Here is a 19,577-nt window from a genome sequence, read left to right as displayed (position 1 = left end):
CCCCACCCACTTCAAAGTGCGTACTGGTCCTTCCTTTCTACCCGGACCAGGCTGGCGGTCATGACCGACAAGGAACCGATCGCCCTCCTCGGGCTCGGCGCCATGGGCACCGCCCTGGCCCGGGCCTGGCTCGCCGCCGGACACCCGCTCACCGTGTGGAACCGCACTCCGGGCCGCGCCGAGGCCCTGGCCGGCGCCACCGTGGCGGCCACCCCGGCGGAGGCTGTCGCCGCCGCCGGCCTGGTGGTGACCTGCCTGCTCGACGGCGCCTCGGTGGACGCCACGCTGGCCGGGGCGGACCTGACCGGCAAGGATCTGGTCGACCTCACCACCGGCACACCGGCGGACGCGCGGGACCGGGCCCGGCGGGTTCCGGGCCGCTTCCTGGACGGCGGGATCATGGCGGTGCCGCCGATGATCGGATCGCCGGACGCGTACGTCTTCTACAGCGGCGACCGCGACCTCTTCGACGCGCACCGCGGCGCGCTCGGGGTGCCGGCCGCGGCCCGCTATGTCGGCACCGACCCCGGGCTCGCCGCACTGCACGACGTGGCGCTGCTCAGCGCGATGGACGGCATGTTCGCCGGCGTGGCGCACGCGTTCGCGCTGATCCGTTCGGCGCGGCTGCCGGCCGGTGACGTCGCGCCGCTGCTGGCGGAGTGGCTGACCGCGATGGTGCCGTCGGTGTACCGCACGGCCGAGCAGTTGGACCGCGGCGACTACACCACCGGGGTGGCCTCCAGCCTGGCCATGCAGGTGGCGGGGAACGCCACGCTGCTGCGTACCGCGGCCGAGCAGGGTGTCAGCGACGAGTTGCTGCGGCCGTGGGCGGACCTGATGGCCCGGCGGCTGGCCGGCGGCCACGGCGCCGAGGACACCACCGGAGTGGTGGACGAGCTGCTCATCGGCTAGCTAGGCCGGGACCGGCTGCTCGAACTGGGTGCGGTACAGCTCGGCGTACCGGCCGCCGGCGGCGAGCAGGTCGGTGTGCCTGCCGCGCTCGACGATCCGGCCGTCCTCGACCACCAGGATCTGGTCGGCGGCCCGGACCGTGGACAGCCGGTGCGCGATCACCACACTGGTCCGGCCGGTCAGCGCCTCGCCCAGTGCCGCCTGCACGGCCGCCTCCGAGGTCGAGTCCAGGTGGGCGGTGGCCTCGTCCAGCACCACCACCCGTGGGCGGGAGAGCAGCAGCCGGGCGATGGTGAGTCGCTGCCGTTCGCCGCCGGAGAGACGGTAGCCGCGTTCGCCGACCACCGTGTCCAGCCCGTCCGGCAGCGACGCGACCAGGTCGGCGAGCCGGGCCCGGCGCAGCACGTCCCAGAGTTCGTCCTCGGTCGCGTCCGGGCGGGCGTACCGCAGGTTCGCCCGGATGCTGTCGTGCAGCAGGTGCCCGTCCTGGGTGACCACGCCCAGGGCGTCCCGGACCGACGCGCCTTCCAGGTCGCGGACGTCGACGCCGGAGAGTCGCACCGCGCCGGTGTCCACGTCGTAGAGCCGGGGCAGCAACTGGGCGATGGTCGACTTGCCGGCGCCGGACGAGCCGACCAGCGCCACCATCTGTCCCGGCTCGGCCCGGAACGACACCCCGTGCAGCACCTCCTCGCCGCCGCGGTCGTCCAGCTTCACCACGTCCTCCAGCGAGGCCAGCGACACCTTGTCGGCCGAGGGGTAGGCGAAGCGGACGTCGTCGAACTCGACCGCCACCGGCCCGTCCGGCAGTTCCGCGGCGTCCGGCTTGTCGACGATCATCGGCTTCAGGTCGAGGATCTCGAACACCCGGTCGAAGCTGACCAGCGCGCTCATCACCTCGACCCGGGCGCTGGCCAGCGCGGTGAGCGGCGCGTACAGGCGGGACAGCAGCAGCGCCAGCGCGACCACGGTGCCCGGCTCGAGCCGGCCGCGCAGCGCGAACACGCCGCCCACGCCGTACACCAGGGCCAGGGCCAGGGCGCCGACCACGGTGAGCGCGGTGATGAAGACCCATTGCAGCATCGCGGTGCGCACGCCGATGTCGCGCACGCGCATCGCGCGGGCGGCGAACTCGGCCGACTCCTCGGCGGGCCGGCCGTACAGCTTGACCAGGATCGCGCCGGGCGCGGAGAACTTCTCCGTCATCCGGTTGCTCATCGCGGCGTTGTGCTCGGCCGCCTCCCGTTCCAGCAGGGCCAGCCGGCGGCCCATCCGGCGCGCCGGCCACACGAAGACCGGCAGGAGCAGCAGCGTGAGCAGTGTGATCTGCCAGGAGAAGGTGAGCATCACGGCCAGCGTGAGCAGCAGCGTGACGGTGTTGCCGACCACCCCGGAGAGGGTGTCGCTGAACGCCCGCTGCGCCCCGATCACGTCGTTGTTCAGCCGGCTGACCAGTGCGCCGGTGCGGGTCCGGGTGAAGAACGCCACCGGCATCCGCTGCACGTGGTCGAAGACCGCGGTGCGCAGGTCGACGATCAGGCCTTCGCCGATGCGGGCGGACTGGTGCCGGGTGAGCAGGCCCAGCCCGGCCTCGGCGAGCGCGATGACCGCGATCGCCAGGGCCAGCCGGACCACCACGCCGGAGTCGGAGCCGCTCACGATGGCGTTGATGACCCGGCCGGCCAGCACGGGAGCCGCTACGGTGAGTACTGCACCGACAACACTCAGCGCGAGGAACGTACCGATCAGGCGACGGTGCGGACGGGCGAACGTGATGATCCGTCTCAGGGTGGCACGGGAGAGCGGCCTCCGGTCCTGGGCGTTCATCGCGTGGTGCAGGGACATCCAGGCGGTGACTTCCATGCTCATGCAGTGACGCTAGAACCTGCAGGCTGGTTGAGGTCAAGGGGATTTGCTCTCCCGGCGATGTCCGGGAAGTGACGTGGCCTTGACATCCCCGAAACACGACCTTCCCGCAAGCGTCATCGTTGCTGGTCAGCATGGTCACCAGGACGTCACCGACGACGCAGAGCTAAAAATCGACGACGCAGGGTGGTGACGGTGCGCCAATCGGACGACGCTGTCGGTGTGCTGGCCGGGTTCACCGTGGCGGTCACCGCGGAACGCCGCCGCGACGAGATGGCCGCGCTGCTGCACCGGCGAGGGGCCCGGGTGGTGACCGCGTCCGCGATCACCATCGTGCCGCTTTCCGACGACGAGGCGCTGCACGCCGCCACGGTCGCCTGCATCGGGCTCGCGCCGGATCTGGTCATCGTCACCACCGGCTTCGGCTTCCGCGGCTGGCTGGAGGCCGCCGAGGGCTGGGGCCTGGGCGACGACCTGCGCAAGGCGCTGGGCGACGCCCGGCTCATCGCCCGGGGTCCCAAGCCGTGCGGCGCGATCCGGGCGGCCGGCCTCAGCGAGGAGTGGGCGGCCCGGACCGAGGCGTCCGAGGAGGTCCTCAGCCGGCTGCTGGAGCTGGGCGTGTCCGGCCGCCGCATCGTGGTGCAGGAGCACGGCGAGCCGCAGGCCGAGTTCGTCGCGGCGCTGCGCTCGGCCGGCGCGGCCGTGGTCGAGGTGCCGGTCTACCGGTGGACGCTGCCGCCCGACGTGACGCCGGTGCGCCGGCTCGTCGACTCGGTGCTGGCCGGGCAGGTCGACGCGGTCACCTTCACCAGTGCCCCGGCGGTCCGGGCGTTCCTGCAGATCGCCGGTGACTCCGCGGACGGCGTGCTGGAGCGGTTCCGGTCGTCCACCATGGCGGCCTGCGTCGGGCCGGTCACCGCGAGCCCGCTGCTCGACCACGGCGTGCCGGTGGTGTCGCCGGAGCGGTTCCGGCTGGGTGCGCTGATCAAGACGATCACCGACGAGTTGCCGCGGCGGGCGGTCCGGATGCGGGTGGCCGGTTCGCTGCTCGAGGTGCGCGGCCACGCCGCGCTCATCGACGGCGAGCTGCACACGCTGGCACCGGCCTCGATGGCGATCCTCGGCGCGCTGGCCGCCCGGCCCGGTGCGGTGGTGTCCAAGGAACAGCTGGCCGCGTCGCTGCCCCGGGGCAACGACGGTCACGCGGTGGACGTGGCGGTGGCCCGGCTGCGGACCGCGCTCGGCTCCGGCAAGCACATCGAGACCGTGATCAAACGTGGTTACCGGCTACGAGTGGATGAGGCGGCAGCGTGATGACGACATTGGTGGCGGTGGCACACGGCACCCGGTCGCGGGTCGGCCAGCAGCAGATCCGGGACCTGGTGGACCGGGTCGCGCTGCGCCGGCCGGACCTGGACGTCCGGCTCTGTTACGTGGACGTGCAGCAGCCGCACGTCGCAGACACCATGCTGGGCGTGACCGACGCGGTGATCGTGCCGTTGTTCCTCGCCACCGGTTACCACGTACGGGTCGACATCGCCCGGGCCGCGGCCGGCAACCCGGTCACCGCGCCGCTCGGGCCGGACCCGGTGCTGACCGAGAGCATGGCCCGGCGGATCGGGGCCGGCGACGCCGTGGTGCTGGCCGCGGCCGGTTCGTCCGACCCGGGGTGGCGGGCCGGGGTGGCCGGGATCGCCGCCGAACTGGGCGCGCACGTCGGCTACACCTCGGGCACCGAGCGGCGGGTCCCGGACGTGGTGGCCGACCTGCGGCGCCAGGGCGCGGAACGGATCACCGTGGCCGCGTACTTCCTGGCCGACGGCCTGTTCTACCGGTCCCTGCACGCGGCCGGCGCGAACCGGGTGACGCCGCCGCTCTGCCACGACCCCGCGGTGACCGATCTGGTGCTGCGCCGATGCGACCTCACAATCGGCGCACACGCGTTGTAGGGAATTGCGTACCCCGTCGCAACGGCGGAGGTGACCGGGGGAAACCTGGCGTCGCAAGTATGACGACATGCCAGCGACCGAGACGCACTGTCCGTACTGCGCCTTGCAGTGCGGGATCAGGCTGACCCCGGAGAAGGCCTCAATTCGCCTGGAGCCCACGGACTTCACCGTCAACAAGGGCGGGCTCTGCGCCAAGGGCTGGACCGCCGCGGAACTGCTCGACCATCGCGACCGCCTGCTCACCCCGCTGGTCCGCAAGGACGCCGGGGACCGCACCAGCCCGCTGCGTGAGGCCAGCTGGGACGAGGCGCTGGACCGGATCGTCACGGCGATCAAGGAGAGCCAGCAGCGGTACGGGCCGGACAGCGTGGGCGCGTTCGGCGGCGGTGGGCTGACCAACGAGAAGGCGTACACGCTCGGCAAGTTCGTCCGGGTGGCGCTGCGCTCGGCGTCCATCGACTACAACGGCCGGTTCTGCATGTCGTCCGCGGCCACCGCGTCGAACCGCTCGTTCGGGGTGGACCGCGGCCTGCCGTTCCCGGTGGCGGACATCGCCGAGGCGCGGACCGTGCTGCTGGTCGGCGCCAACCCGGCGGACGCGATGCCCCCGTCCATGCAGTACCTGGACGCCGGCCGGGCCCAGGGCGCCCGGCACATCGTGGTCGACCCGCGCCGGACCACCACGGCCGCCGGCTCCCACCTGCACCTGCAGCCGCTGCCCGGCACCGACCTGGCGCTGGCCAACGGCATGCTGCACATCGCGCTGCGGGAGGGCCTGGTCGACGAGGAGTACATCCGGGAACGCACCACCGGCTTCGACGCGGTCCGGGCCGCCACCGCGTCGTACTGGCCGGACCGGGTGGAGCGGATGACCGGGGTGAGCGCCGCCGACCTGCGCCGCACCGTGCACATGCTGGCCACCGAGAAGCCGTCGATGATCCTCACCGCGCGCGGCGCCGAGCAGCACAGCAACGGCACCGACACCGCGCAGGCGTACCTCAACCTGGCGCTGGCGCTGGGCCTGGTGGGCCGGCCGTACTCCGGCTACGGCACGATCACCGGCCAGGGCAACGGGCAGGGCGGCCGGGAGCACGGACAGAAGGCCGACCAGCTGCCCGGCTACCGGCGCATCGACGACCCCGCGGCGCGCGCGCACGTGGCCGGGGTGTGGGGGATCGACCCGGACGAGCTGCCCAAGCCCGGCCGGTCCGCGTACGAAATGCTCGACCGCCTCGGCACCGACGAGGGCGTCCGCGTCCTGCTCGTGCTGGCCAGCAACATCGTGGTCTCGGCACCGAACGCCAACCGGGTGATGAACCGGCTGCGCGCGCTGGACCTGCTGGTGGTGTCCGACATCTTCCTCTCCGAGACCGCGGCGATGGCGGACGTGGTGCTGCCCACCGCGCAGTTCGCCGAGGAGGAGGGCACGATGACCAACCTCGAGGGCCGGGTCATCCGCCGCCGGCGCGCCTTCCCGCCGCCGCCGGACGTCCGCACCGACCTGGAGCTCTTCAAGAGCCTGGCGGAGCGGCTGGGACGGGGACAGTTCTTCAGCGACGACCCGCGGACCGTCTTCGACGAGCTGCGCCGGGCCAGCGCCGGCGGGATCGCCGACTACGCCGGAATCACCTACGAGCGCATCGACGCGGAGGAGGGCGTGTTCTGGCCGTGCCCGGCCGAGGACCACCCGGGTACGCCGCGACTGTTCGCCGACACGTTCCCCACCGCGGACGGCCGGGCCCGGTTCGTCCGGGTCGAGCACCGCGACCCCACCGAAGTGCCGGACCGCGAGTACCCCTATGTGCTGACCACCGGCCGCAACATGCAGCAGTACCAGAGCGGCAACCAGACCCGGCGGGTCGCCGCCCTGACCGTCGCCCTGCCCGAGCCCCGCGCCGAACTGCACCCGGACCTGGCCCGGCGGCACGGCATCGCGGACAGCGACATGGTCGAGCTGCGCAGCCGCCGCGGCCGGGCCGTGTTCCGGGCCCGGCTCAACCCGGGCATCCGGCCGGACACCATCTTCGCCCCGTTCCACTGGGTCGGCGCGAACCTGCTGACGAACCCGTCGCTCGACCCGCACTCCAAGATGCCCGCCTTCAAGGCCTGCGCAGTCGCCATCGCGCCGGCCCCCGAGCACGAAGGGACGACCTAGTGCACTCCACACCCCGTTTCCTGCAAGGCGTCTTCGCCTTCGAGGGCAAGGGACTCGACCAGCCGGTGCCCCTGGACGGCGCACCCGGCTACGAGGTGCCCGCCGGCGTCGTGGCGCAGGCCGTCTACTTCCGCGGCGGCAACGCCACCGGCGAACTCGTCTGCCTCGTGCTGATGCGCGACGGCAAGCCGATGCGGTACTTCCCGATCGGCGCCAAGTCCGACGTGCACGTGCCGCTCCGGGTCGTCGAGGACCTGGACTCCGGCACCACCGTCGAGCTGTACCTGTCCGCGCCGGCCGGGCTCACCGGCGCGGTCATCGTCGACCTGGGCCTGGTGGAGGTCTGATGACGCAGCGACTCGTGGTCATCGGCAACGGCATGGCGGGCGCGCGTACCGTCGAAGAGATCCTCGCCCGCGGCGGCGGTGACCAGTTCACCATCACCATGTTCGGCGACGAACCGTACGGCAACTACAACCGGATCATGCTGTCCAACGTGCTGGCCGGCGTCGAGGACGAGGCGGGGATCTTCCTCAACGACCTGAGCTGGTACACCGACAACGGCATCACGTTGCACGCGGGCGTCCGGATCGAACGGATCGACCGGTTCGCCAAGATGGTGTACGCCACCGACGGCACCGCCACGCCGTACGACAAGCTGATCATCGCCACCGGCAGCTCGGCGTTCGTACCGCCGATCACCGGCATCCACCGCCCGGGCCGCGGCTACCACCAGGGCGTCTTCGTGTTCCGCACGCTCGACGACACCCGCGCGATGATCCGGTACGCCCGCGAGCACGAGCGCGCCGTGGTGATCGGCGGCGGGCTGCTCGGCCTGGAGGCGGCCCGCGGGCTGCAGAACCATCTGAGCCACGTGACCCTGCTGCACGCCATGGGCCACCTGATGAACACCCAGCTCAACGAGCGGGCCGGCCGCACGCTGCAGGCCACCGTCGAGGAGAAGCTCGGCATCGAGGTGGTGGTCGACGCGATGACCACCGAGATCCTCGGCAAGCACCAGGTCACCGGCGTGAAGCTGAAGGACGGCCGGGTGATCCCGTGCGACGTCGTGGTGGTGGCCGCCGGCATCCGGCCGAACACCCAGGTCGCCGCGGACAGCGGCCTGGTCGTCGAGCGCGGCATCGTGGTGGACGACCAGATGCGCGCCCAGGACGAGGACGACATCTACGTGGTCGGGGAGTGCGCCCAGCACCGCGGCGCCCTGTACGGCCTGGTCGCGCCGCTCTGGGACCAGGCCAAGGTGCTCGCCGACCACCTCACCGGCACCGACCCGCAGGCCGAGTACCACGGTTCGCAGATCGCCACCAAGCTGAAGGTGGCCGGCGTCGACGTGGCGTCGATGGGCCTGCAGGAGCCCGCCCACCCCGACGACGAACTGCTCGAGTTCGCCGAGCCGAAGAAGGGCGTCTACCAGAACGTCGTCATCCGCGACGGCCGGCTGGTCGGCGCCACCCTGGTCGGTGACGCGCGCAAGGCGGCGTTCCTGATGCAGGCGTTCGACCGCGGACTGGCCCTGCCGGAACAACGCGCCGAGCTGCTGTTCGACCTGGGCGGTCCGTCCGGCGAGGTCAGCGTCGAGGACATGCCGGACGACGAGCAGGTCTGCAACTGCAACGGCGTCAGCAAGGGTGCCATCTGCGCCACCGTGCAGTCCGGCTGCAAGACGGTCACCGGGGTGATGGACAAGACCCGGGCGGGCAAGGGCTGCGGCACCTGCAAGGGCCTGGTCCAGAAGATCGTCGAGTGGGCCGCCGACGGGCAGGTCGAGGAGGACCCGGCGGCCAGCTGGTACGTCCCCGGCGTACCGATGCCCAAGCCGGAGCTGATGGCCGCGATCCGGCAGTACGAGCTGAAGTCGGTGTCGTCCGTCTTCGCCATGCTGGTGCCGGGCGGCGCGGAGGACGCCAAGAGCAAGATGGGCCTGGCGTCGCTGCTGAAGATGATGTGGGGCGACGAGTACGTCGACGAGCGCGACGCCCGCTTCATCAACGACCGGGTGCACGCCAACATCCAGCGCGACGGCACGTTCTCGGTGGTGCCGCAGATGAAGGGCGGCGTCACCACCCCGGCCCAGCTCAAGCGGATCGCCGAGGTGGCCGAGAAGCACGACGTGCCGATGGTGAAGCTCACCGGCGGCCAGCGCATCGACCTGCTGGGCGTGCCCAAGGAGAAGCTGCCGCAGATCTGGGCCGAGCTGGACATGCCGTCCGGGTACGCGTACGGCAAGAGCTTCCGGACCGTGAAGACCTGCGTCGGCTCGGACTTCTGCCGGTTCGGCGTCGGTGACTCGACCGCGCTGGGCATCGCCATCGAGGAGCGGTACCAGGGCATCGAGGGCCCCGGGAAGATGAAGCTGGCGGTCACCGGGTGCCCGCGGAACTGCGCCGAGGCGTACGTCAAGGACCTGGGTGTGGTCGCCATCGACGGCGGCAAGTGGGAGATCTACATCGGCGGGGCGGCGGGCGCGCACGTCCGCAAGGGTGACCTGCTGGCCACCGTGGACTCGGCCGACGAGGTCATCACGCTCACCGGCCGTTTCCTGCAGTACTACCGGGAGAACGCCAACTGGCTGGAGCGGACGTACGCGTTCGTGCCCCGGATCGGCATCGACCGGGTCCGGGCGATCGTGGTCGACGACAGCGACGGCATCGCCGCCGACCTGGACGCGGCCATGGCGAAGTCCGTCGCCGCGTACCGGGACCCGTGGAAGGAACGCGCGGAACCGGCCACGCCCGGCCAGTTCCGTACCTCCCTGCCGCTGATCGTGCTGCCGCAGGTGCCCGTCCGAGAGGGAGTGTCATGAGGTTGGGTCCGGTTGACGAGATTCCCTTCGGGGAGGGCCGCGCGTACGCCGTCGGCGACGACATGGTCGCGGTGTTCCGGCTCCGCGACGGCAGCCTGCGCGCCGTGTCGGCGGTCTGCCCGCACGCCGGCGGACCGCTCGCCGACGGCCAGACCGACACCAAGGTCGTGATCTGCCCGCTGCACCTGCACGCCTTCGACCTGACCACCGGCTGCTCCACCACCGGTGCCTTCTCGCTGAACGTCTACGCGGTGCACGTCGACGACGACAACCACCTCGTGGTGTCCCCGCTTGTTCCCTCGGAGGTCTGACATGACTGCCACCCTTCCGCCCGCGACTCGGCCCGCGGTGACCGTTCGCGGCCACTGGATCGACGACTGGCGCCCCGAGGATCGCGAGTTCTGGAACTCGACCGGGGCACCGATCGCCCGGCGGAACCTGATCTTCTCGATCTTCTCCGAGCACATCGGCTTCTCGGTGTGGACCATGTGGTCGGTGCTGGTGCTGTTCCTCGGCCCGCAGTACGGCATCGACCCGGCCGGCAAGTTCCTGCTCACCGCCGTGCCCGCGCTGGTCGGCTCGGTGCTGCGGATCCCCTACACGTTCGCGGTGGCCCGGTTCGGCGGCCGCAACTGGACCATCATCAGCGCCAGCCTGCTGCTGATCCCGTCGTTCCTCGCCGCGTTCCTGATCCAGCCCGGCGTCTCGTACACCACGCTGTTGATCATCGCAGCGGTGGCCGGCGTCGGCGGCGGCAACTTCGCCTCCTCGATGGCGAACATCAACGCGTTCTACCCGGACCGGCTCAAGGGCTGGGCGCTCGGCATCAACGCCGGCGGCGGCAACCTCGGGGTGGCGGCCGTGCAACTGGTCGGCCTGTTCGTGCTCGCCACGTTCGGCGCCGGTAGCCCGGGCATCGTGGCCGGCATCTACATCCCGCTGATCGTGGTGGCGACCGCCGGCTCCGCGCTGTACATGGACAACCTGACCCAGGCCCGCAACGAGAAGCGCGGGATGCGGGACGCCACCCGGGACTCGCACACCTGGATCATGTCGTTCCTCTACATCGGCACGTTCGGCTCGTTCATCGGTTTCGGGTTCGCGTTCGGCCAGGTGCTGCAGGTGCAGTTCGCGGAGCAGTTCAACACCCCGGTGAAGGCGGCGTACCTGACGTTCCTCGGTCCGCTGCTGGGCTCGCTGATCCGCCCGGTCGGCGGCGCGCTGGCGGACCGGCTGGGCGGCGCCAAGGTGACCTTCTGGAACTTCGTGGCGATGGCGGGTGGTGCGAGCATCGTGCTGCTCGCCTCGCAACTGCGGTCGCTGCCGCTGTACCTGGTCGGGTTCATCTCGCTGTTCGTGTTCAGCGGCGTGGGCAACGGCTCGACGTACAAGATGATCCCGGCCATCTTCCGGGCCCGGAACCTGCACGACGACCACGAGGCCCGGCGGCTGTCCGGCGCGGTGATCGGTATCGCGGGGGCGATCGGCGCGTTCGGCGGCGTGCTGGTGAACCTGGCGTTCCGGCAGTCGTTCCTCACCTACCAGACGGCGGACGCGGCGTACCTGGCGTTCATCGCGTTCTACGCGGTCTGCGTGCTGGTGACCTGGACGGTGTACCTGCGGCCGTCCGAGCGGAGCCTGCCCGGCGTCTGACGCCGCGCGGCGCTGCGCTTGCGCTGGTGTACCACTGGAGCGCTCCAGTGGTACACCAGCGTTGTTTTGCGGGCGTTATGACGACGTTGGTGTACCACTGAGGTGAGCTCAGCGGGGGCCGAGCAGGTGGGTGGTGAACCACGCCGTCGCGAGCCGGTCCACCTCGGCGGCCCGCGGCAGTTGCGGGGCCGGCTCCAGTCCCGGCTCCTCCGCCAGCGCATGACCCATCCCGGCCACGGTCCGGCCCTCCGCGGTCCCGCCCCGGGCCCGCAGCCGCGACACCAGTTCGCGGGCCGGGCGCAGGATCGCCGCCTCGTCGTCGTCCGCGCCGGTGACGACGAGAACCGCGGCGCCGGTCAGTTCGTCGGCCCGGGCCAGGAAGTCGACCCGTTCGGCGAACGCGGTGGCCGGGCCGGACCAGGTGTACGTGACGCCGAACCGGGCGGACAGGCCGTCGATGGTGTCCTGTAGCCGGACCACCGGGTTGATCAGGACGGCGGCCCGCACGTCGGCGCCGGACTCGGCCAGCACCAGTTGCGCCACCGCGCCGCCCACCGAGCCGCCCATCACGCCGATCGGGCCGCCGTCGATGCCGAACCGTCGCGGACCTCGGCGAACGCGGCCGGGAACTCGGCCACCGCCCCGCCCGCGACCGGCCGGTGCACGTTGCCCACCGGTTCGGTGAACCCGAGTTCCCGCACCTCGGGCAGACCACCGGGAGGCAGCCGGGCGCCGCTCAGCGGCAGCCCGAGGTAGAGCCGCCACGCCTGCAGACCGTGCAGCGGTACGGCCGCCGCGAACGCCGCCTCGGTGCGCGGCGTGTCCAGCAGGTGCCAGGCCACCACGACCGGCGCGTCCGGGCGCTCGCGGCCGGCCGGTGGGAGCAGGACGTACGGGACGCCGGCGGCCGTACCCCGGATCAGCGCTTCACCGCCGGCTTCGCGGCCGGCAGGGCCGGGCCGGCCTGGCGTGCGGCGGCCGGGGCGGCGCCGGTGCCGGGCGGGGCCGGGGGCTTGGCCGGCGTGTACAGCCACGCGGTGAAGAAGTCGTCGAGCTGCTGTCCGGAGATCCGTTCGGCCAGCGCGACGAACTGCGGGGTGGTCACGTTGTCGCCGGACCGGGACGTCGCCCAGGTGCGCAGGATCCGGAAGAACGCCCGGTCGCCGACCGTCTTCCGCAGCGCGTGCATGGTCATCGCGCCGCGCTCGTAGACCGGGCCGTCGAACAGGTGCTCGGGACCGGGGTCGCCGATCCGCAACTGCCAGAATTCGGAGTCCGCGGGGATGCTCTGGTAGGAGGAGTTGAAGGCCTCCTGCGCGGTGCCGAGGCCGTCGTGCTCGCCCCACAGCCAGGACGCGTACGTCGCGAACGCCTCGTTCAGCCAGATGTCCTGCCAGCGCTGCAGGGCCAGGCTGTCGCCGTACCACTGGTGGGCCAGCTCGTGGACCACCACGCTGTCGCCGCTCTCCGGGCTGCTGAAGAAGCCCCGGGCGTAGATCGGTCGGGTCTGGTTCTCCAGGGCGAAACCGAACTGGTTGGTGTCGTCCACGATGCCGCCGGCGCTGGAGAACGGGTACGGCCCGAACACGCCGGACAGGAAGCGGATGATCTCGGGCTGCCGGGCCAGCGAACCGGCCGCGATGTCGCCCTCGGTGGCCGGCAGGTCGGCCCGCGTGCCGGAGATCCAGGTGTTCGGGTTCTCCGGGCTGCCGTCCGGCGCCCCGCCGGTGGCCCAGCCGTCCAGGGTGTCACCGTCCGCCTCGAACGACGTGCTCCCGGCGCCGGTGGACACGGTCACGTCGTCGACCACGACACCGGGCTGCGCGATGATCTCGTCGGTGAGGTAGGTCAGGGAGACCTCGACCCGCTTGCCGGCGTACCGGGCCAGGTCCACCGACCACTGTTCGTACCCGTCGCTCGCGCCGGAGGCCGCGGCCCACGTGCCGGTGGTGCCGGACGCCGTGCAGTTCTCGCCCGTGTCGGTCAGATAGTGGGTGAGGAACGGGTGCAGGCCGCGGGCGGACGCGCAGGCACCCTCGATGTCCGGCGAGGTGTGTCCGTTGGCGTCCGGCAGCGTGGTCCAGTCGTCGGCGCCCGCCGTGCGCGCCTCCACGAAGAAGAAGTCCCAGTCGGCCTCGGTGTCGCGGTCGGTCCAGAAGTCCAGTGTGGCGCCGCCGGCCGGCACGTCGATGGTGCGGGTCAGGCGCTTGTACGCCGAGTCGCCGCTCTGGCTGATCGCCATCCGGGATCCGGTCCGCGGTGCCGCCACCGGCTCGAACAGGTCCGGATCGATGGCGTCCCAGTAGCGGATGCCGCCGGCCCGGTACGACCGCAGGTCGAACTCGCCCACCGTGGCGGTCGCCAGGTAGGACGCCATCGGTTCGCGGGCGTCCCAGGTCCAGGTGGTCCAGCCGGCCCGGGTGGACCGGTCGGTCAGCACGCCGTTCGCCACCGCCTCGAGGCCCTTGGGGACGGTGACCCGGATGGTGTACGCCGCCTTGTCGATCGGGTGGTCGTTGACCGGGAACCAGGTCGCCGCCACGTCCGGCTGCCCGACGATGACCATGCCGTCGTCGGTGTGGAAGACGCCGGACGAGCCCAGGTTCGGGTCCTCGATGAGTTCCGGCACGCCGTCGTAGGTGACCCGGGTGAGGAACGTCTGTCCATCGCGGAGGGTGGCTCGCGGGGTCACGGTCAGCTCGCCGCCGCTGCGGCTCCAGGTCGCCGGCCGGCCGTCCACCGTGATCGACCGGATGGTCAGGCCCTGGAAGTCCAGATTGAACGCGGACAGGTGCTGGGTGGCCCGGGCCCGGATCGTCGCGGTCGCGGCCAGCACGTCGGTGGCCGGGGTGTAGCGCAGGTCCAGCCCGTAGTGCCGCACGTCGTAGCCGCCGTTGCCGTCCAGCGGGAAATACGGATCGCCCACTCCGGGCGCTCCGGGACCGGGTGGACCGCCCGGCTCGGCCGCGACGGCGGCGGCCGGGGCGGACGCGAGGGCGACGGCGAGGACGACGGAGGACGCGAGCGCGGCTCTGCACAGCATGTCGGCACGCTAACCCTCCGGCGCCCTCCCGGAACAGCGATTTGCTGGTTTGTCGACAACGGTGTGATGTCCTCAGGGGACCAGGACGGCGCCCACCCCGGTCACGGCGGCGGCCCGGGCCTCGGCCAGCAGCGCGGCGACGGCGGCCGGGCCGTTCTCCCCGGTGCGGGACATCCGGGCGGCGACCAGGCCGGCCACCACCGGTGCGGCGAACGACGTGCCGCTCCAGCTCGCCATGCCGGCGAACTGGACCTGGGTACCGGTCCGCGGCGGCTCCTGGTAGACGTACGGTCCACTGGGGAACGCGTTGATCAGGTGTTGTCCGGGTGCGTACACGTCGACCCAGCTTCCGTGGTTGCTGAACGGCGCCCGGCTCCGCCAGTCCGGGGCGAGCGCACCGACCCCGGTGGCCCACGACGCGGCGGCCGGCCAGAAGTGCCGCCGCGAGTTGTCGTTGCCGGCCGCGGCGATCAGGGCGACGCCCGGGTAACGGCGGAACACCCGCTCGTAGAACGCGTTCAGCAGGCTCGGTCCGCGGACGGACTCGACGTTGGTGCCGCCGGACAGGTTGATCACGTCGGGCTGGTCGTAGCGCAGGGTGCGTTCCAGCGCGGCCACCAGGTCGCTCTCCATCACCACACCGAGCGGGCCGAACGCCTGCCGCACGATCACCTCGGCGCGCGGCGCCATCGCCCGCACCACGCCGGCGATGAACGTGCCGTGCCCGGCGTACCGCGGCAGGACCGCGGCGCCGAGACCGGGATCCGGGTCACCCTGCACGTCCCGCATCCAGCTCAGCGTCGCGGCGGCGGGGTCGAAGCCGGTGTCCAGCACGACCACCCGGATGCCGGCGCCGGCGGTCCGGTCCGCGGACACCGGCGGATCCGGTGCGGCCCCGGGCGCCACCGGGGTCGGCTCGTCGGCCGGGCAGCATCCGCTGGCGATGTGCACGGCGTACTCGAGCCGGGCCACCTCGTCGCCGGCGGCGTCGTTGATGTCCGCCATGGCGCGGAAGGTGTCCGCGTCGCCGTGCAGCCGGATCCACCGGCGCCCGTCGATGCGCTGGCCGTCCCGCGGCCCGCCCTCCGGCGGTTCGTCGTCCGGGCCGGTCAGGCGTCCGGGGGTGAGCACGCGCCGCCCCTCGTCGTAGAAGGTCTCGTCGACCATGAGATAGCCGCGCCGGACGAAGTACTCGATTCCGGTCTCCCGCCAGCCCGGCGGTCCGGGTTCGAGGACGTCGCCGAGTTCGTTCAGGACGTACCGGACCTGGGACTCCTGCGCGCTCCGGGCGGGATCGGGGTAGGCGTCGTCAGGGCGGGGGTCTTCGGGTGGGGTCGACACGGGGAACCTCCTGGAGGGGGATCGGCTGGATTTCTAGACTGTCGATGTGCCTGACGGCGACGAGCTGCTCCGGCTTGCCCTCGCGCGACCGGCTGAGGCGGTCGCGGCGGCGGACCGCGTCCTGGCCGGCCGCCCGGACCCGCGGACGGCCTCGATCGCGCGGCAGACGCGGGCGATCGTGTTCCGGGACGCCGGCCGGTACGTCGAGGCCGTCCGAGAACTAAGACGCGCGTTGCGGCTCGCTGATACGTCCGGCGACCGGGAACGCCGGATCGATGTGCAGGCGACCCTGGGCGCGACGCTCGTCACGAGCGGGCGGACCACGACCGGACTGGCCACCCTGGACGCCGCGGTCGCGGAGAGCGCCGGTCACCTGGCCGGCCGGGTGCTGCTCCGGCGCGGCCACCAGCTGGTGACGCTCGGCCGTCCCGCGGCCGCGCTCGCCGACCTGAGCCGGGCCGTCCGCCTCCTGCACCGGGCCGGGGACGCGCTCTGGGAGGCGCGGGCGCTCAACAACCGCTTCGACGTGTACGCCATGACCGGCCAGACCGCCCGGGCGCACCGGGATCTGGAACGGGCGGAGCACCTGTTCCGGCGGATCGGCCAGGATCTGGAGGCGGCGATGGCGGTACACGGCCACGCCGAGATCGCCCTGCACGCCGGGGACGTCCCGGCCGCGTTGCGCCATCTCGACGAGGCGGCGGACCGGTACGACGCGCTCGGCTACTTCGCGCCCGACCTGGTCTTCGACCGGTCCCGGACGCTGCTCGCGGCCGGCCTCGCCGACGAGGCGTCGCAGGAGGCGGACGCGGGCGTCGAACGGCTCGCCGGTCGCTCCGCGGCCCGGGCCGAGTTGTTGTTCGCCGCGGCCCGGGCCGCCCAGGCCGCCGGCCGGCCACCGGACGCGGCGGTCCGGGCCACCGCGGCGCGCGACCTGTTCCGGGCCCAGCACCGCGACTGGTGGGCCGCGCGGGCGGAGTTCGTGCTGGTGCAGGCGCGCTACGACGCGGGGCGGCGGGACGGCCGGGTCCGGGCGGCCGCGGCCCGGATCGCGGACCGGCTGGCCGAACTGGGCGCCGAGGAGGCGCCGGCCGCGCACCTGCTGGCCGGGCGGATGGCGGCGGCGGCCGGCCGGACCGCGGAGGCCGACCGGCACCTGGCCCGCGCCGCCCGGTCGCGACGGCAGGGTCCGACGTTCGGGCACGCGGCCGGTTGGCTGGCCCAGGCGCTGCGGGCCGAGGCCCGCGGCTCCACCGCGGCCGCGTTGCACGCCTGCCGGCGCGGGCTGCTGGCGGCGGCCGACCATCAGCGCCGCCTCGGCGCGGTGGAACTGCGGGTGCACGCCGCCCGTTACGGCGTCGAGCTGGCCGCGATCGGGCAGCGGCACGCAGTCCGCCGGGGCGATGCCCGGATGCTGCTGGCCTGGAGCGAACGGTGGCGCGCCTCCGCCCTCGCGTCCCCCTATGCCCGGTCGGCGGAGGACGCCGAACTCGCCGCCGACCTGGCCGCGTTGCGCGGGGTGATGAGCCGGCTGGACACCGCGCGGGCCGCCCGGGCCCCGACCGACGGGCTGGAACGCGAGCGGCGGCGGCTGGAACAGGCCGTCCGGTCCCGCACCCGGCGCGCCGGCTCACCGGCACCGCGGGCGGCGGCCCGCACGGTCACGGAGGCGGCGCTCGACCGGCTCGGCGAGCACCTGCTGGTCGAACTGGTCGCGCTCGACGACCTGCTGTACGCGATCACCGCCCGGCGCGGCCGGACCCGGCTGCACGCGGTGGGGCCGGTGGCGAACGCCATCCGGGAGGTCGACCTGGCTCGGTTCATGCTGCGGCGGCTGGCGCGTGGCCGTCCGCCGCCCGGGTCGCTGGAGCGGCTGGCGATCGCCGGCGATCGGCTGCAGGCCGCCCTGCTCGGGCGCGCCGCGTCGGACATCGGGTCCCGGCCGGTCGTGATCGCACCGCCGGGACCGCTGCACGCGGTGCCGTGGGCGATGCTGCCGGCGCTGCACGGTGTGCCGTGGAGTGTGGTGCCGTCCGCGGCGACGTGGGTGCAGGCCGATCAGCGGGCGCGGCCCCGGCGGCGGCGCACCGTGGTGGTCGTCGGCCCGGACCTGCCGGGCACGCTGGCCGAGGCCGGACGGATCGCCGACCAGTACCCATCGCCGGTGGTGCTCTCGCACGGCGCGGCCACCGCGGTGCGGGTGCTGGCCGCCCTGGACGGGGCCGCCGTCGCGCACATCGCGACGCACGGGGTGTTCCGGGCGGACAATCCGTTGTTCTCCGCGCTGCAGATGCACGACGGCCCGCTCACCGGGTACGACCTGAGCCGGTTGCGCCGCAGCCCGCACCGCCTGGTCCTGTCCAGCTGCGAGTCCGGGGTCTCGGCGCCGGCCGCCGGGGACGAACTGCTCGGTCTGATCAGCGTGCTGGTGCCGCTGGGCACCGCCAGCCTGCTGGCCAGCGTGGTGCCGGTGAACGACGCGGCGACCGGCCCGCTGATGGTGGCGTTCCACGCCGCGCTGCGCGCCGGGGCGGCGTTCCCGGAGGCGCTGCGGGACGCGCGTGCCGCCACGTCTGGTGACCCGGTGGGTGTCGCGACCGGCCTGGCGTTCGTGGCGCTCGGCCGGTGAGCGGTCAGACCGTGACCCATGCGGTGGTGACCACCCGGCCGTCCACCGATCGGCAGCGCAGCCGGACCGGCCCGGGCGCGATGTCCGCCACGATGAACCGCCCGAGTTCGTCCACCTCGACGAGCCTCCGCCCACCCGCGGAGTCGAGGAAACAGTCGGCGTCGGACGAGCCCAGCAACTGACCGATCAGCCGGAGCCGGCCGTGATGCTCCTCCACCTCCATGTCGACCTGGACGCCGCCGCCGGAGAACGACAGCAGCCACCGGCCCTGGGCGGGTTCGATGTCGGACGCCCGCACCGGCTCGTAGTCCCGGTCGCCGGCCGCCCGGGAGTCGGCGATCAGAACGGCGAGTTCACCGTCCAGATCGCGGGCGAGGAACGCGGCGCGTGCCGCGGCCGCCACCGAGCCCGGCGGTGCATCCACCATGGACGCGATCCGCCGGAGATCGGCGAGCAGAGCGTCGTCGCCGATACCGGACGTTCCGGGCGCTTCATCGTGTCGCACGTCCCTCACCCCTCGAGTCTTCGGCCGGTGCGCGGTCCGCGGCCGGCGGCTGCTCACCGAGGAACGCGGCGTCCTGGGCGAGCAGCTCCCGGAGGCACTTGAGGCATCGTTGCCGGGTCGGTCCGATGCTGCCGACCGGGGTGTCCAGCGCGGCGGACACCTCGGCGTAACTGGGCGCCGGATCGGTGAGCAGCACGCGCAGCAGCCGCTGGCAGGACGGCCGGAGCGCGTGGAAGGCGCGCCAGAGCGCGGCGTCCCGTTCGTCCCGCAGCAGCGCCACGTCGAGCGGATCGACGGTGGTGGCCGCCAGGCCGTCCCAGCCGCCCGGCGTCTCCGGCTCGCCCGGCCGCACCCGCGCGGTACGGCGGCGGATGTCGAGACACTCCCGTCGCACCGTGGTGGCCAGCCAGCTGCCGATCCGCTTCGGCTCGCGGATGTCGTCCAGGTTCTCCACCAGGCGCAGCCAGGTCGTCTGCACCGCGTCGGCAGCGTCCGCGTCGTTCAGCCGCAGGCCGCGGGCGATGGACCACAACAGGTTGAGGTAGCGGTCGGTGAGCAGTTGCCAGGCGCCGGCATCTCCGCGACGGATCCGGTCGACGAGTTCCGTCACATCGGGCTCTGGCATGGCGGTCTCTTGCCGTGTCGAGTTCACCGTGGCTGCCGTCCATTCTCTCGCGAAAAGGTGGACGTTCCACAGTTA

General features: G+C 72.8%; 16 protein-coding genes. 9 read left to right on the top strand and 7 right to left on the bottom strand.

Annotated features, from left to right (window positions below):
* Positions 1-60: 60 nt before the first annotated feature.
* Positions 61-912, top strand: a complete 852-nt coding sequence (locus LDL48_RS10075; protein ID WP_225254758.1) for an NAD(P)-dependent oxidoreductase — start codon at positions 61-63, stop codon at positions 910-912.
* Here the strand turns inward: LDL48_RS10075 and LDL48_RS10070 are convergent, their stop codons facing one another.
* Positions 913-2,781: an ABC transporter ATP-binding protein gene (locus LDL48_RS10070; protein ID WP_225254757.1), complete on the bottom strand. Its 1,869-nt coding sequence runs from the start codon at positions 2,779-2,781 to the stop codon at positions 913-915.
* Positions 2,782-2,973: 192 nt separating this feature from the next.
* Here LDL48_RS10070 and LDL48_RS10065 point away from each other — a divergent pair, with 192 nt between their 5' ends.
* The 7 genes from LDL48_RS10065 to LDL48_RS10035 all read left to right on the top strand — a co-directional run bounded on the left by LDL48_RS10065 (position 2,974) and on the right by LDL48_RS10035 (position 11,359).
* A complete protein-coding gene (locus LDL48_RS10065) occupies positions 2,974-4,092 on the top strand; it encodes a uroporphyrinogen-III synthase (RefSeq protein ID WP_225254756.1) in 1,119 nt (372 codons plus the stop codon).
* A complete protein-coding gene (locus LDL48_RS10060) occupies positions 4,092-4,727 on the top strand; it encodes a sirohydrochlorin chelatase (RefSeq protein WP_225254827.1) in 636 nt (211 codons plus the stop codon). Before LDL48_RS10065 ends, LDL48_RS10060 begins: the two co-directional genes overlap by 1 nt.
* A 67-nt stretch (positions 4,728-4,794) precedes the next feature.
* Positions 4,795-6,882 (top strand): molybdopterin oxidoreductase family protein, encoded by a 2,088-nt coding sequence (locus tag LDL48_RS10055; RefSeq protein WP_225254755.1) that lies wholly within the window; start codon positions 4,795-4,797, stop codon positions 6,880-6,882.
* A complete protein-coding gene (locus tag LDL48_RS10050) occupies positions 6,882-7,229 on the top strand; it encodes a molybdopterin oxidoreductase (protein ID WP_225254754.1) in 348 nt (115 codons plus the stop codon). The genes LDL48_RS10055 and LDL48_RS10050 overlap by 1 nt, the downstream gene beginning before the upstream one ends.
* Complete coding sequence (gene nirB, locus LDL48_RS10045) at positions 7,229-9,706, top strand: nitrite reductase large subunit NirB (protein ID WP_225254753.1); 2,478 nt, start codon at positions 7,229-7,231, stop codon at positions 9,704-9,706. Before LDL48_RS10050 ends, nirB begins: the two co-directional genes overlap by 1 nt.
* Positions 9,703-10,017, top strand: a complete 315-nt coding sequence (locus tag LDL48_RS10040; protein WP_225254752.1) for a Rieske (2Fe-2S) protein — start codon at positions 9,703-9,705, stop codon at positions 10,015-10,017. Before nirB ends, LDL48_RS10040 begins: the two co-directional genes overlap by 4 nt.
* Position 10,018: 1 nt before the next feature.
* Positions 10,019-11,359: a nitrate/nitrite transporter gene (locus LDL48_RS10035; RefSeq protein ID WP_225254751.1), complete on the top strand. Its 1,341-nt coding sequence runs from the start codon at positions 10,019-10,021 to the stop codon at positions 11,357-11,359.
* 108 nt (positions 11,360-11,467) lie between these two features.
* On the opposite strand, the gene LDL48_RS10030 is transcribed toward LDL48_RS10035, so the two are convergent.
* From LDL48_RS10030 to LDL48_RS10015, 4 genes are all read right to left on the bottom strand, one after another.
* A complete protein-coding gene (locus tag LDL48_RS10030) occupies positions 11,468-11,926 on the bottom strand; it encodes an alpha/beta hydrolase family protein (RefSeq protein ID WP_255627779.1) in 459 nt (152 codons plus the stop codon).
* The gene (locus LDL48_RS10025) at positions 11,926-12,204 is read right to left on the bottom strand and encodes a hypothetical protein (RefSeq protein ID WP_225254829.1); all 279 of its coding nucleotides are present in this window, start codon (positions 12,202-12,204) and stop codon (positions 11,926-11,928) included. The genes LDL48_RS10030 and LDL48_RS10025 overlap by 1 nt, the downstream gene beginning before the upstream one ends.
* 74 nt (positions 12,205-12,278) lie before the next feature.
* Positions 12,279-14,402, bottom strand: a complete 2,124-nt coding sequence (locus LDL48_RS10020; protein WP_225254750.1) for a M1 family metallopeptidase — start codon at positions 14,400-14,402, stop codon at positions 12,279-12,281.
* Positions 14,403-14,474: 72 nt separating this feature from the next.
* Positions 14,475-15,743 (bottom strand): S8 family peptidase, encoded by a 1,269-nt coding sequence (locus LDL48_RS10015; protein ID WP_225254749.1) that lies wholly within the window; start codon positions 15,741-15,743, stop codon positions 14,475-14,477.
* Between the two features lie 46 nt (positions 15,744-15,789).
* Between LDL48_RS10015 and LDL48_RS44430 the strand changes: the two genes are divergently transcribed.
* Positions 15,790-18,372: a CHAT domain-containing protein gene (locus LDL48_RS44430; protein WP_225254748.1), complete on the top strand. Its 2,583-nt coding sequence runs from the start codon at positions 15,790-15,792 to the stop codon at positions 18,370-18,372.
* Between the two features lie 4 nt (positions 18,373-18,376).
* Here LDL48_RS44430 and LDL48_RS10005 read toward each other — a convergent pair whose 3' ends face one another.
* Entirely contained in the window at positions 18,377-18,877 is a 501-nt protein-coding gene (locus LDL48_RS10005; protein WP_225254747.1) for a hypothetical protein, read from the bottom strand.
* Positions 18,864-19,502 (bottom strand): RNA polymerase sigma factor, encoded by a 639-nt coding sequence (locus tag LDL48_RS10000; protein ID WP_225254746.1) that lies wholly within the window; start codon positions 19,500-19,502, stop codon positions 18,864-18,866. The genes LDL48_RS10005 and LDL48_RS10000 overlap by 14 nt, the downstream gene beginning before the upstream one ends.
* Positions 19,503-19,577: the final 75 nt, after the last annotated feature.

This window comes from Jidongwangia harbinensis (assembly GCF_020216025.1).
Classification (GTDB): Bacteria; Actinomycetota; Actinomycetes; order Mycobacteriales; family Micromonosporaceae; genus Actinoplanes; species Actinoplanes harbinensis.
This window is presented reverse-complemented; position numbering and strand designations above follow the sequence as displayed.

Coding starts and splice junctions, on each gene's coding strand:
- LDL48_RS10000 (WP_225254746.1), bottom strand. CDS start 19,502: ATGCCAGAGCCCGATGTGACGGAACTCGTCGACCGGATCCGTCGCGGA.
- LDL48_RS10075 (WP_225254758.1), top strand. CDS start 61: ATGACCGACAAGGAACCGATCGCCCTCCTCGGGCTCGGCGCCATGGGC.
- LDL48_RS10020 (WP_225254750.1), bottom strand. CDS start 14,402: ATGCTGTGCAGAGCCGCGCTCGCGTCCTCCGTCGTCCTCGCCGTCGCC.
- LDL48_RS10040 (WP_225254752.1), top strand. CDS start 9,703: ATGAGGTTGGGTCCGGTTGACGAGATTCCCTTCGGGGAGGGCCGCGCG.
- LDL48_RS10055 (WP_225254755.1), top strand. CDS start 4,795: ATGCCAGCGACCGAGACGCACTGTCCGTACTGCGCCTTGCAGTGCGGG.
- LDL48_RS10035 (WP_225254751.1), top strand. CDS start 10,019: ATGACTGCCACCCTTCCGCCCGCGACTCGGCCCGCGGTGACCGTTCGC.
- LDL48_RS10030 (WP_255627779.1), bottom strand. CDS start 11,926: ATGGGCGGCTCGGTGGGCGGCGCGGTGGCGCAACTGGTGCTGGCCGAG.
- LDL48_RS10060 (WP_225254827.1), top strand. CDS start 4,092: ATGACGACATTGGTGGCGGTGGCACACGGCACCCGGTCGCGGGTCGGC.
- nirB (WP_225254753.1), top strand. CDS start 7,229: ATGACGCAGCGACTCGTGGTCATCGGCAACGGCATGGCGGGCGCGCGT.
- LDL48_RS10070 (WP_225254757.1), bottom strand. CDS start 2,781: ATGAGCATGGAAGTCACCGCCTGGATGTCCCTGCACCACGCGATGAAC.